Origin of the sequence: Butyrivibrio sp. DSM 10294 (genome assembly GCF_028539135.1) — a bacterium.
Classification (GTDB): domain Bacteria; phylum Bacillota; class Clostridia; order Lachnospirales; family Lachnospiraceae; genus Butyrivibrio.
In genome coordinates, this window is sequence record NZ_JANSWL010000081.1 from 83764 (window position 1) to 97866 (window position 14103).

At 46.8% G+C, this 14103-nt stretch carries 8 protein-coding genes and 1 riboswitch; of the genes, 5 read left to right on the forward strand and 3 right to left on the reverse strand.

The genetic code is table 11. The annotated features are described in order from the left end of the window. The first annotated feature begins 2 nt into the window (after nt 1-2). Nucleotides 3-3977 (forward strand): helicase-exonuclease AddAB subunit AddA, encoded by a 3975-nt coding sequence (addA, locus tag NXH67_RS12620; RefSeq protein WP_272797588.1) that lies wholly within the window; start codon nt 3-5, stop codon nt 3975-3977. 293 nt (nt 3978-4270) lie between these two features. Here addA and NXH67_RS12625 read toward each other — a convergent pair whose 3' ends face one another. Further along, on the reverse strand, nt 4271-4747 hold the full coding sequence (locus NXH67_RS12625; RefSeq protein ID WP_196804946.1) for a CPBP family intramembrane glutamic endopeptidase: 477 nt from the start codon (nt 4745-4747) through the stop codon (nt 4271-4273). A gap of 677 nt (nt 4748-5424) precedes the next feature. Continuing rightward, a riboswitch (TPP riboswitch) is annotated at nt 5425-5529 on the forward strand. A gap of 90 nt (nt 5530-5619) precedes the next feature. Between NXH67_RS12625 and thiT the strand changes: the two genes are divergently transcribed. Beyond that, a complete protein-coding gene (thiT, locus tag NXH67_RS12630; protein ID WP_272797589.1) occupies nt 5620-6321 on the forward strand; it encodes an energy-coupled thiamine transporter ThiT in 702 nt (233 codons plus the stop codon). A 16-nt stretch (nt 6322-6337) separates the two neighbouring features. Here thiT and hflX read toward each other — a convergent pair whose 3' ends face one another. Next, nucleotides 6338-7675, reverse strand: a complete 1338-nt coding sequence (hflX, locus tag NXH67_RS12635; RefSeq protein ID WP_272797590.1) for a GTPase HflX — start codon at nt 7673-7675, stop codon at nt 6338-6340. Between the two features lie 97 nt (nt 7676-7772). After that, nucleotides 7773-8783 (reverse strand): aspartate--ammonia ligase, encoded by a 1011-nt coding sequence (gene asnA / locus NXH67_RS12640; protein WP_022777755.1) that lies wholly within the window; start codon nt 8781-8783, stop codon nt 7773-7775. A 334-nt stretch (nt 8784-9117) separates the two neighbouring features. Between asnA and NXH67_RS12645 the strand changes: the two genes are divergently transcribed. The 3 genes from NXH67_RS12645 to NXH67_RS12655 all read left to right on the forward strand — a co-directional run bounded on the left by NXH67_RS12645 (nt 9118) and on the right by NXH67_RS12655 (nt 14059). Beyond that, complete coding sequence (locus NXH67_RS12645) at nt 9118-9324, forward strand: HPr family phosphocarrier protein (protein ID WP_272797591.1); 207 nt, start codon at nt 9118-9120, stop codon at nt 9322-9324. Between the two features lie 115 nt (nt 9325-9439). Then, nucleotides 9440-11899, forward strand: a complete 2460-nt coding sequence (locus NXH67_RS12650; protein WP_272797592.1) for an ATP-dependent DNA helicase — start codon at nt 9440-9442, stop codon at nt 11897-11899. 519 nt (nt 11900-12418) lie between these two features. After that, nucleotides 12419-14059: a tetratricopeptide repeat-containing diguanylate cyclase gene (locus NXH67_RS12655; protein ID WP_272797593.1), complete on the forward strand. Its 1641-nt coding sequence runs from the start codon at nt 12419-12421 to the stop codon at nt 14057-14059. Nucleotides 14060-14103 lie beyond the last annotated feature (44 nt).

The window sequence follows — 14103 nt, forward strand, 5'->3', positions numbered from 1 at the left end:
ATATGGCAATTAAATTTACAACGGAACAACAGGCGGTAATAGACCAAAGAAACGCCAATATACTGGTATCCGCAGCTGCCGGCTCCGGCAAAACAGCGGTGCTTGTCGAACGTATCATTCAGATGGTGCTGGCAGGCCTTGATATCGACCATCTGCTGGTGGTGACCTTCACCAAGGCCGCAGCCTCCCAGATGAAGGAGAAGATCACTCTGGCTATTCAGAAGAGGCTTCAGGAAGAACCTGACAACAAGCACCTTCAGAAGCAGGAGACCCTTATCCACAACGCAAAGATCACCACAATAGACTCTTTTTGCCAGTACGTAGTCAAGAACAACTTCAACAACATCGGCCTGGACCCTTCATTTCGTGTAGGCGACGAGGGTGAGCTCAAGCTTGTTCAGGAAGAAGTCATGAAGGACATGCTGGAGGAAGAGTATGCACTGGCCCTTGAGGGGCAGAATCCGGATTTCCTCTACGTCATGAACTATTTTGGCGTTGGCAGCAGTGATGAGGCCGCAATCAGCTATATTATGCAGCTCTACGACTTCGCCATGAGTATGCCCTGGCCCGAGGACTACATCAACGACAGAATGAAGGACTACGACTGTGAAGGCGAGTTCGACAGTCTTCCCTGGGTGCAGGACTGCGTGGACACCATCTTAAGGATGCTCGCCGAGTGCAGAGATGACCTGGTGGCGGCTGAGAAGATCTGCTGTGATCCCGACGGCCCTCATCAGTACGGTGACAATATTCAGAACGATATTGAGCAATTTGAAGCTGTCCTTGGGAAAAAGACCTACGACGAACTCTTTGACGCAGTAAGAGTCATTCAGTTCCAGACCCTATCCAGGAAAAAGGATGACACCGTCTCCGAGTCCAAGAAGAAAAACGTCAAGGACATCAGGGACAGCGTAAAGAAAAAGCTGAAAAACACAATTATAGAGAAGTATCTGGCACTGCCCGCCGGCACCGTTCTTGATCAGATGAAACTCTGCAGCACTGCTGTACATGAGCTTTGCAGACTGGCGCTGAAGTTCAAGGCTCTTTTTGATGAAAAAAAGCGTGAGAAGGGCCTTATAGATTTCTCAGACATGGAGCATTTTGCCCTCAGGATCCTCGTAGATCACCCTGATGAGGAGAGTTCTCGCGGAAAGACCTGCGAAGAAATAATAGAGATGTGCACTCCGACGGCTGTAGCCCTTGAATACAGGAACTTCTTCAGAGAAGTACTTATCGATGAGTATCAGGACAGTAACAACGTTCAGGAGCTGATCCTTAAGTCCATCTCCGGGGAAAAGCCGGATATCTCAGAGCGCTTCATGGTTGGCGATGTCAAGCAGAGTATCTATAAATTCAGACTGGCAAGGCCTGAGATCTTCATGGATAAGCTTGGCACCTTTGTAAAGGATGGGGCTTCGGAAAACAGAAGAATAGACCTTCACATGAACTTCCGTAGCCGCAAAGAGGTTCTTGATATCACCAATTACATTTTTGACAGAATAATGGGAAAAGACCTTGGAGGCGTTGAGTACGACGCGGATGCCAGGCTTGTTTTCGGTGCAAAGGATGCCTATGGAGAGCCGGACTACGACGTTACCCCGGAGCTACTTCTGGTGGATATTCCATCTGCTTCCGCAGCCGAGGAGGGCAGCGGGCAGGACTACGAGGAAGGCGGATACGATCCCGAGGATGGAGCTATGGAAGGCGTAGTATCCGCAGCGCAGGAAGAACCGGAAGCGTTCCACGATCTGTCAGATTTTGAGGGTTACAGCGCAAGGGAAAAAGAGGCTCTTGCTATAGCCGAGAAGATCCATGCCTTAAGACAGGAGAATCCGGCCCTGCAGTTCAAGGATATCGTCATATTGTTAAGGTCACCCAGCGGCTGGGATACCTGCTTTAAGAGAATACTTGAGAGCCAGCAGATCCCTGCCTACGTGGAGTCAAAGAGCGGATACTTCGAAGCCTACGAAGTGGCGGTGATGCTAAATCTCCTGTCACTTCTTAATAATCCCACCAAGGATATACCCCTTGTCAGCGTCATGCACTCCGTGATCGGAGGTTTCTCCGACGAGGAACTGGCCCGGGTAAGGGTTATGATAAATGGAAACGATAAGGCCAGAGAGCAGGATTCCATGCATGGAGCCATCAAGGCGCTTCTTGCAGGCAGCTCTGATGAGGATGCTCTCACAGCCAAGCTCCGAAGCTTCATCACGTTCATCGAGGAGCTAAGGGAGATGTCGGTGTACACTCCCGTTCATGAGCTTCTGGAGTACATCATCGACAGGACAGGCTTTGACTGCTATATTTCAGCTCTTCCCGGCGGAAATCAGAGAAAGGCCAACCTTGAGCTCCTTCTTAACAAGGCCGTGACCTTTGAAAAGAGTAGTTTCAAGGGACTATTCCATTTTGTCAGATATATTGAACACATTAAGCTCATTCAGGTGGACTACGGCGAAGCGGGAATCATCGATGAGAACGCCGATGTTGTCCGCATCATGAGTATTCATAAGAGTAAAGGTCTGGAGTTTCCCGTTGTATTTGTAGCGGGGATGAGTAAGCGCTTTAACATGCGGGACACCAAGGGAGATCTTATCTCAGACATGGATCTTGGTGTTGGAGTAAAGTGCATCGATTTGGAGCACAGGCTCAAATACGATACCTTGAAGCGCCTTGTTATCGCCGACAAGATGACCAAAGACAGCCTTGGAGAGGAGCTTAGAATATTCTACGTAGCCCTTACCAGAGCCAAAGAGAAGCTCATTATGACAGCTTCCGTCAAGGGACTTGGAGATAAGCTTGCCAAGGCTCTTAACAAGATGCCTCTGAATCAGGCAGCTGTGCGCCTTCCGTTTTCCGCAAGGTTTGGTGCCATGAGCTATTATGACTGGACACTTCCCGCCGTACTTGCCCATCCGAGCTTCGAGGCAGCACTGGACAAGCTTGGAGTAGACAAGGAAACCTACGTCAAATTCATTGATAAAAAAGGCGACCTTCCTGCCTTCTGCGTTACTGCTCTTCAGGATGAAGACCTTCGCCGTGATATGATAATCGCCGATGTGATGGGTAATCTACGTAAGGAAGAGCTGAAAAGAGGCGTCCTTGAGGGCTTTGATCAGGAGCTGGCCCAGAGGCTTAAGGATAAGTTTGAGAGCAGATATGCCTTTGAGAATCTTAAGGGACTATACACCAAGACCACCGTTACAGAGCTCAAAAAGCACCTTCTCGAGGAAATGGGAGAGGTCTTTGGTACAGAAGCTGAGTTCATAGATGAGGATGCCATTGAGGTGCCCTTCGATATGGAAGATGTAGCAAAGGCTCCTACAGAAGGCGCGGCTGACGTTAAGACCGCGGTGATACAGCGCCTGTCCGGAGCTGACAGAGGTACCGCCTATCACAGGATCATGGAGCTTCTGGACGAGAATATCTTCGGAGATAAGAAGCTTACTGATAATGCGGCAGAGATCTTCGATGACGTTGAACCTTCCAAGACAAGGAAGATGAAGGGAACAGATCTGGACAACATATCCAAGAGAATCTATGTATGGATGAAGGATCTGGCGGACAAAAAAGTGATCCCGCCGGAATACCCGCAGTCTGTCTGGTCTGCAGATGTCACCAGATTCCTGGGTTCATCCCTGGGACAGCGTATGGCCACGGCCTACAGAACCGGTAATCTCATGAGAGAGAAGCCCTTCATGATGGGAATCTCCGCAGCTGACCTGGACTCCAAGTTCCCGCCTGAGGAGACAGTTCTTATACAGGGAATCGTTGACGCCTGGTTCTTTGAGGGCGACGACATCGTTCTCATGGATTACAAGACCGACAGAGTGGATACCGAAGAGGAACTGGTACAGCGCTACAGCATACAGCTCCAATACTACAAGAGAGCGCTGGAAGCAGCCACAGGCAAGAAAGTAAAGGAGATATATATTTATTCCTTCAGATTCGGAACTGTGATTCCTCTGAATATTGCGTAAAATGTAACAAAATGGGATTTTGATGTGAAAATAGCATAATAAACCAAGGAAATATGTGATTTTTTTGTGAACATTTTTGTTATATTTGGAAACTGATAACGTGGAAACGGTTGCGGAATGCATGGTTACTTAGCTTATTGGAAACCGGTTTTTGGTCACCCCAAAAGACGGTTTTTTTGAGCAATTTACGCATATCGCCCGCAATATCTGATAAGTTATCTGACAAATCTGCTGTTAAACTGAATACAGTTCTACAATTCCGGTGGACTAATGCACAAATAGTTGTAAACCCCTCATAAGAAAAAAATGGTGTATGCCAGTGCTATCAGATTAGCGCTGGCATGTACTATTATTGGGACAAAAATACTTTCCGACCTGCGATAGCAATAACAGATCACCACTCCCATCAGGAATGCATACACCCCCTGCACCGGATTCATATGATAGATCCCAAACAGCGAAGACGACAACATCAGGGCCCACAGGTCCTTTTTTATTGCATAATTAAGACTGTTATAAATAACGAACCTGAACACTACTTCCTCCACAATCGGAGTAAATACGCAGTACAACAGCATCATCATAACCGGCGACTCAAAAACACCAAACTGCGACTTAGCCACCTTCTGATATGATTCAGCCTCAACCAGCCCAAGCGCATTAAACAGCACTGTCAGCGCCAACGCAAAAAGTGCCCCCACCACCCCATAAACCATGTAAGTGCCCGGCGTTACACTCTTTGAAGTATCTCTATTCAGCTTACTTCTCATATATATCAAATACTTATCCAATATTTCTCCTCTTGATTATGATGTTTTTTAATTGCTAGTATTTTCGCTATGTATGCACATAACTATTGTAATGGGATTAACTCTATTGCATCTAAGTTTATTGTATACGATTATCGTTATCAATGTTTATATGTTTTTCTCCACCAATGTGTACCTGATTTTCACGAATATCATATGGTGTCAAAAGATACTTTTGACACCTACATCATCTGATTTAACAGACAGTAATGTATCTGGTTTTATCCGTGGTGGCAGGAGATCTCAGGGAGGAGGGGAGTTGTATGGGCGTGGGAGGGGCATTAGCTTGGCACTGAAGGATGAGAGAAATGCGAGCCTGTGAGAGAGCGCCAGGATTTATGAGCTTTGTCAAAATACCGCAACGTATCTGCCCACGGCTCGTTGTCTGACGCCCGGCCACAGCACCTCCGGGTAACCATATTAACCCATCCCGGGCGGAGTTTAGAGCCGTAGATACGCTGCGGTATTTTGACAAAGCCATAAATCCAAGCGAAAGAGCGGCGAGCATTTCTGCCATTCTTCAGCGCCCCTCCCCCCTCCCACGCCCATACAACTCCCCCTCCCTGATCCCCCTTCCGGGAAACCAATATCCCCTCTTGACAACAGCCCCCGTCAAGTGTTTAATGGATATGAACTAAATAAACCGCTAGGGGAGCTATGCTGAGAGTGTATGCGTTATGCGCGTCTAACCCTTATTACCTGATCCGGATAGTGCCGGCGTAGGGAAGCAACGGTTACATCACAGACCACATCTACACAGTCTGACTGATACACCACAATCAAGAAATAATAACCTCCTCTGAAGCGGATATCCATCAGGGGAGGATTTTTATATGTATTTATTTTTGGAAAAAGTAATTGAAGACGGAGACGTAACCTACAGTCTCACCAAGGGCGGCTATGCCTTAATGTTTGTTCTCTTTGTGGTAGCGGCCATGGCCATCAGCTATTTTACCAACAAGGACGGCAAGGGCCAAATGAGCATCAAGCAGATTTCTGTTTCAGCTCTTTGCATCGCACTTGCCTTTGTAATGTCCAATATCAAGCTCTTCAAGCTTCCTATGGGCGGCAGCGTAACACTTTTTAGTATGTTCTTCATAACCTTCATCGGATACCTCTACGGACCCAGAGTCAGCATCTCAGCTGCCTTTGCCTACGGACTTCTCCAGATGATCGTTGATCCCTATATCATCAGCGTTCCTCAGCTTGTCTGCGACTACGTGCTGGCCTTCACAGCCCTTGGCCTTGCAGGTTTCTTTTATGAGAAAAAGAACGGAATGATCATCGGATATCTTGTTGGAATATTCGGTCGTTTCATATTCTCCGTTCTCTCCGGCGTGATATTCTTCGCAGCTTACGCTCCCGAGGGAATGCATCCCGTTGTTTATTCATCCCTTTACAACGGTTCCTACATCGGAGCAGAGGCAGTACTTACGATCATCGTTCTGCTGATTCCCGCCGTACACAAGGCACTTAACCGCGTCAAGGCAGAGGTAAACGAAAAGAGCATCCGCAAGCAGGTTCAGCTTGGCTGATGCCCTTTAACAGCAATCAATCCGATATATATTTAGCGTATTTCATGCGGTCGGCAGGCGTAAGTCTGGCGACCGTTTTTATTCCCTCGGGAAGATACTCACTGGACAGTACATTTCCGCCCTGAGTCAGGGCATTTAAGATACCGCCTTCAGAATAGGGGAGCAGCAGTTCACACTCCGACGCGCCCTCCGAGAGCTTTCTTTCGATCACCGAGATCAGCTCCTCGAGACTGTCCTCAGCCTTGGCACAGATATATACCCTGTCATCCATGGACCTTGGAACATCCATCACCAGTTGGGAATTCTCCTCCTGCTCCTTCTGCACAAGGTCTGACTTGTTAAAAACATATATGACCGGAATATCACCTGCTCCTATCTCAGTGAGAGTATCCCTGGTGACATCCATATGATATCTGTACTCCGGGTCTGAGAAATCGATGACCTGCAGCAGAATATCAGCATATTTAGCCTCCTCCAGAGTGGACCTGAAGGCCTTAACAAGGGAGTGGGGCAGTTCACTGATAAAACCTACCGTGTCCGCCAGCAAAAAGGGTCTGTGACCCGGGGCATTTATTCTTCTTACGGAAGTATCAAGGGTAGCAAAGAGCATGTCCTTTTCAAGAACCAGCTTCTCATCCGCATCCTGACCGTCGCTTCCGTAGTTTCTGATCATGTTGTTGAGGATTGTGGACTTACCGGCGTTGGTGTAGCCCACAAGAGAGACTCTGGGAACTCCTGAGTTAAGCCTTCTGCTTCTCTGGGTATCACGCTCTTTTTCCACGTTTTCCAGTTCTCTTCTTAGCTCAGCCATGCGGTGTTCGATGCGTCTTCTGTCAAGCTCAAGCTGCTTCTCTCCGGAACCCTTGTTGGAGAGTCTGCCGCTGCCGCCGCCCTGTCTTGAGAGGGAGGTGCGCATATGGGCCAGTCTTGGAAGCATGTACTGAAGTTGTGCATATTCAACCTGAAGTCTTGCTTCTCTTGTTTTGGCTCTTGAGGCAAAAATCTGTAGGATAAGGCCTGTTCTGTCCATGACCTCAGTGTCCAGAGCTTTCTCAAGGTTACGAAGCTGCATGGGAGAGAGGGAGTCATTGAAGATGATGATATCCGCATCGAAGATATCGAGGGAATCCTTGATTTCCTCCACCTTGCCGCTTCCTATATAGGTGCTGTTGTCGGGAGAGGACAGGGACTGGGTCACCACTGCTGCCACCTCCAGGTCAAGGGCCTTGGTCAGCTCTTTTAATTCATTCATGGATCTCTCGAATTCGAGATCGCTTCTGTTTACGTTAAGTCCAACGAGGATTGCCCTTGGCTTAATTGTTTCCTGAATTATCTGGTGTATTGTGTTTTTCATTAAATCTCCGTTTCTGCAATAGCCGGACCAACCGGCAAAAAAATGGGAAGCCATATTAAACGGGCTTCCCAAACAAATCATTATCAATATGGCAGGATCAAAGAAGGTTAATTCCGTTCTTCTCGCACTCGGCAACCATCTCCTCTGGCCAGATAGAGCACTGAACCTCTCCGATGTGAGCCTTTCTAAGGAAGAACATGCAGATTCTTGACTGTCCGATACCGCCTCCGATGGTGTATGGAAGCTCCTTGTCGAGAATTGCCTTCTGGAAAGGAAGATTAGCACGCTCTGTGCAACCTGCCTTCTCAAGCTGGCTCATAAGGGACTTCTCATCTACACGGATTCCCATGCTGGACAGCTCAAGAGCAATATCCAGAACAGGATAGTAAACAATGATATCGGCGTTGAGCTGCCAGTCATCGTAGTCAGGTGCTCTGCCGTCGTGCTTGTCTCCGGAAGCAAGTTCGTCGCCAATCTGCATGATGCAGACAGCGCCCTTAGCCTTGGAGATGTAGTACTCACGCTCCTTGGGAGTGTTGGCCGGGAACATATCCTCCAGTTCCTGGGTTGTGATAAAGAAAATATCGTCGGGAAGGATCTCTTCAATATAATCATACTGAATTGACATGAATTTCTCTGTCTTTCTGAGAACCTTGTATACGTTTCTTACTGTTTCCTTGAGGAAATCAAGGTTTCTGTCCTCTTTGCTGATGACCTTCTCCCAATCCCACTGATCAACGAAGATGGAGTGGATGTTGTCGGGAATCTCATCTCTGCGAACGGCATTCATATCCGTATAGAGGCCTTCGCCAACATTGAAGCCGTACTTCTTGAGTGCGTATCTCTTCCACTTGGCGAGAGAGTGAACGATCTCGGCGGGACGCTGATTCTCGTTCAGGATATCGAAAGAAACCGGGCGCTCAACACCGTTTAAGTTGTCGTTAAGACCTGACTCGGGAGTAACAAACAAAGGAGCGGTTACTCTCTGAAGGTTAAGTCTTGTGGCGAGCATGCCCTGAAAGAAGTCTTTTACTGTTTTGATGCCGACCTGGGTATCGTGAAGATCCAGGGCGCATTCGTATTTCTTGGGAATCTTAAGGTTTTCCATCTGATAAACTCCAATTTACCTAAATTTTTACTATTTAACATCTTAAAGCGGAACGCTTCTTATTGCAATAGTTTATCTCAAAACATTGTATATTTTTCTACAGTATATATACATTTTTTTATTACATTAGCGAAATAAAGTATAAAAAATCTATAAAAAAAATTCGAAAATCTTTCACCGTTTGTTCACAAAATCCTATTTACAAATCGATGCCAAGAGGGTATATTCTACTAAGCATTTACTTAAACGCTTACGTATAGGAATTAGTTGACGTTTGGTCATTTGTGGAAAGGAAGTAGGAGATATGTTTAGGCACGTAATTAAGAAAAATATTATGCTGAAACCCGCACAGGTTAAGGACTTTGTCAATGCTGCGACTAAATGTAATTTCGATGTAGATATATACTATAACAGGTACGTAGTAGACGCTAAGTCAATCCTGGGAGTTTTCGGTCTTGATCTTACACAGAAGCTCACAGTTGAGTACAGCGGTTATGACCAGAGCTTTGAGCAGGTGCTCAATTCACTTACCGTAGCATAATCGGTAGATACAATTTCATATTTAAAGTGGTAGTAAGACTCCCTATGGTATAAAATGTGCCATAGGGAGTTTTCTGTTGTGCTCCTATTACATTTCATCGGAGATCATTCACTTAATGGAGATAAAAATATCGGTCCGCGGTCTTGTGGAGTTCATCCTAAGAAGCGGAAACATAGACAATCGTATACATCAGACGTCACCCGACGCCATGCTTGAGGGCAGTAGGATCCATCGCATGATTCAAAAGAGTATGGGACCGGACTACCACGCCGAGGTGCCCCTAAGCTACAGCTATGATGCGGAAAAATATGCGCTTGTGGTGGAGGGAAGAGCCGACGGCATTCTCGACAAGAATTTCGACAAACCAATATCTGAGCTGGAGGCATCTCAGGAGTCCTTCATTCCAGGCAGCAGTTACGTACCCATGATCGATGAGATCAAGGGAACCTACAGAGACCTCTCCAGAATGAGAGAGGCGGATGACCTTCATCTTGCCCAGGCCATGTGCTACGGCGCCATGTACCTTGCGGGCAGACACTATCCAGAGATCAACATCAGAATAACCTATTGCAATATCGATACTGAGGAAAAAAGGTATTTCGACAAGTCCTTTTCCTACGACGAGATCATGACCTGGTTCCTTGACCTCATCTCCAAGTACAGGAAATGGGCTGATTTCGAGTGCGAGTGGGAGACCCTCCGGACTTCATCGATCAAGGCTGTTCAGTTCCCTTTCCCCTACAGAGAGGGCCAGAAGGATCTCGCCGCCGGTGTCTACAGAACTATCGTCCATGGCAAAAAACTCTTTCTCGAAGCCCCCACAGGTACCGGCAAGACCATTTCCACTGTCTTCCCCTCCGTTAAGGCTATGGGTGAGGGCAAAACCAGCAAGATCTTCTACCTGACAGCCAAGACCATAACAAGGACCGTTGCCGAGGAAGCCTTTGATATCCTTAGGAACGATCAGAAGCTTCGCCTTAAGAGCGTTACCATTACAGCCAAGGACAAGATCTGTTTCCTCGGAGAAGAGGAGAGGAACTGCAATCCCGAGGCATGTCCCTATGCAAAGGGTCACTATGACAGGATCAACGATTGCATTTTTGACCTGCTGACCCATGAGGACAGCTTCGACAGGGAAAAAATAGTGGAGTATGCCACAAAATACCAGGTTTGCCCCTTCGAGATGTCCCTTGACATGAGCCTTTGGGCAGATGCCGTGATCTGCGACTATAACTACGTTTTTGACCCCTTCGTATATCTTAGAAGGTTCTTTTCCGATGCCCTCAAAACGGATTACGTATTCCTTGTGGATGAGGCCCATAACCTCCTTGAAAGAGGCAGGGAGATGTACAGCGCCGTTCTTCGCAAGGAGAGCTTTCTTGAGCTTAAGAATACCATCAAGGAATATCATCCCAGCATCGCCGGACACCTTGATAAGTGTAACAAGCTTCTTTTGGAACTCAAAAGAGATTGTGACGGCTGCAAGGTCATAACTTCAATCGAGAAGCTGGCAAATGCCCTTAACAGGCTCTCTACCATTATTTCCGAGTATCTGGAGGATCATTCAGAGGGCCCCTGCAGAGAGGAACTTCTTCTGTTTTACTTTGACCTCCACAGATTCCTTGTTATCTATGACAAGCTTGATGACAAATATGTGATCTACAGCGAATTTGCCGAGGATGGGAGCTTCCTTCTAAGGCTTCGCTGCGTGGATCCTTCCGGGAACCTTGCGGAGTGCATGGGAAGAGGGCGCAGCACTATACTCTTTTCCGCCACACTTTTGCCCATTCAGTATTACAAAAAGCTGCTTGGAGGCACGGCTGAGGACTTTGAGATCTATGCAAGATCCATCTTTGACCCGTCCAAGCTTGGGCTTTTCATCGGAGCGGATGTCACCAGCAAATATTCCAAAAGAGGCCCGGAGCAGTACCACAGGATCGCCTCTTATATAGACAGCATTGTTAAGGCCAGAAGCGGCAATTACCTCATCTTTTTCCCTTCCCATCAGTTCATGGAGGAAGTGGGCGAGATCTATGAGAATGAGTTCTTCGACGAGGAGACCACAGAGCTTTTAGTTCAACAGGACTATATGAGTGAGACCTCCAGGGAGGCCTTTTTGGAGCGCTTTTCCACAGGAAATAACCTTGACCTGTCCAAGATCATCAACATGGATCTTGAGATCGTGGAGGACAAAAACGTCCTGGGCTTCTGCGTCATGGGCGGAATCTTCAGTGAGGGAATAGACCTTAAGTACGACAGTCTTATAGGAGTTATCATAGTGGGCTGCGGCATTCCCATGGTGGGCAACGAAAGAGAGATCATAAGGAGCTATTTCGATGAACAGGGAGAGGACGGCTACGACTATGCCTATAAGTTCCCGGGGATGAACAAGGTCCTTCAGGCAGCGGGAAGAGTTATCAGAACAGAAGAAGACAGAGGCGTTGTGGCCCTTCTTGATGACCGCTTTATGCAGACCGGATACAGAAGTCTGTTTCCGAGGGAATGGCAGGGGTGTAAGCGGGTATTAACCGAAACGGTCAAAACAGCCGCAGAACAGTTCTGGAGCGGGTTATAACCACTAAAATAGGGGGGGATATATACGATTTATCATAAAAATGAGGCAAAATGGTTTACATATAAAAATAAAAGACTAATTTATGTAAACCGTTATTTGTACTTAATTGATGCTAAAATAGATACAATTTACGAAAAAAGCAGAAAAATCACAAAATTGTTAGAGGTTAACGACATGCGTGTCATGTGGATAACTCTGTGGAAATTGGGGATTACCTGAAAGGGTAAAAATCAAAGACCGCTAAAACAGTGGGTTTACAAGTTGTTGTGAAATAGAACCAAGAACCGTTAAAAAATTGTTATCTGACCGAATTGGTCAAATACATTATGTAAACCATACTTAGATATGACAGATGTGTCGTTAAAATTCTTGTAATGCCCTATGCATGCGGAATCCGAAAATATTAGGGCGAAAAATCGGTCCTTTTTTATTCCCTTATTTTCTTGCGATAGGCACCTTGGTATTGTAGAATTATTTATATTTCTTTTGGTCATAATTCGGATTTAGCGAGGGGCGGGTATGAGAATAGAGGATTATGATTTAGATGTTCAGAGACTTAACAGGGAACTAATGACTGCCAGGTCTTCCATGTCGGGCAGTTTTATCAACATATGCAATCGTCTATTGAGAAAGGCCAAGGCCGTAGATGATATTAATCTACTGGGCTACGCTTACTACTATCTGGCAGATGCTTATTACCAGATAAGCACCAATTATCGCAGATTCAACACCAATCTTCTCAAGGCAATAGAATATCTTCAGCAGTGCGGGGATTACGAGCATCTGGCAAGGTGCTACAATCTCCTTGGTATTGATGCCATGAACCACGGCACCAAGGAGCCTGCCCTGGACTTTTTCTACGCAGGACTCAAATACTGTGAGAACATGCATGAGAGCGTTGTGCCGGGCATTATCAGATACAACATCGGTCAGATCTACTACGACAACGGTGATGTGAAGGAGGCACTGTCCCATATCCGGGCAGCCTACAGGGATATCAGGAAGAACAAGAAAGAAAGCCTGTATTACAGGAATGTTCTTTTTTGCTACTGTTTCGAAGCGGATTGCTATATGCAGCTGGATAAGCGTGAGTCTGTGGCAAAGTGCCTTGAGGGTATAGCCAAGATCGAGGCGGACCTAAGGTGCAGCAGGGATTACTTTTTGGATGTGCCGATTCTTGACATCAGAATGAGGGCCAACCACTATCTTGGCAGGATGGAAGAATATCAGGCTTATTCCGACAAGCTCTCCTATCTGATACAGAAGAACAAATATCCGCTGGACAATATGGAGGATATCTTCAGAATATGCCGCTTCTTTATGGAGACGGGAAGACTTAATGAGGCCATTGGCACAATCAAGAATATCGAGAGATCCCTGGACGACCTTAACATAACCAATCTCAAGCTCCAGGCGGCATCCCTTCGCGTGCAGCTCTATGAAAGAGTGGACGACAGCAGGGAGAAGGGCAAGGCCCTCGAGGATTTCTACAAATACAGCATGCTCCAGAACAAGGAGATCATAAGTAACTACAAGTTCTTCTCCGGTATCCGTAAGAAGCTCTCGGAGATAGAGAAGGAGAACACTCTTTTACAGAAGCAGGCGGAGACCGATCCGCTGACGGGGCTTGGCAACAGACTGGCGCTTAACAAATTCGCTGACGTGGCCTTCGACAATGCCTATAATCGCAGGACCCTTCTTGCGGTGGAGATCCTGGATGTGGACAATTTCAAGCACTACAACGATACCTACGGGCATCCCGCCGGTGACGAGTGCCTTAAGAAGATCGCCTCTCAGATTGCCAGGATATCCAGGGACAATCCCAGGATTCACGGCTTTCGCTACGGTGGAGATGAATTTGTCATTATCTATGAGAGTCTAAGAGACGATCAGGTTATGAACTATGCAGACAATCTTCGCTCGGCAGTGGCTTCCATGCAGATAGAGAGCGGTCTTGCAGGCTCTGAGGAGTATCTGTCAATATCCCAGGGTATCAGGAACTCCGTTCCCCTTGAGACCAACAAGCTCTGGGACTACATGTACGCCGCAGACAATGCCCTCTATGAGGTCAAAGGTGGCAAAAAAGGCGAGATCGTCCTGCTCCACAAGACGCAAGTGGCCGATATGCCCCGGAATGATGACACTGACAGCCAAACTTGACAATGAAGAACATGTAACTTATGATATTTACTAATTATATATCA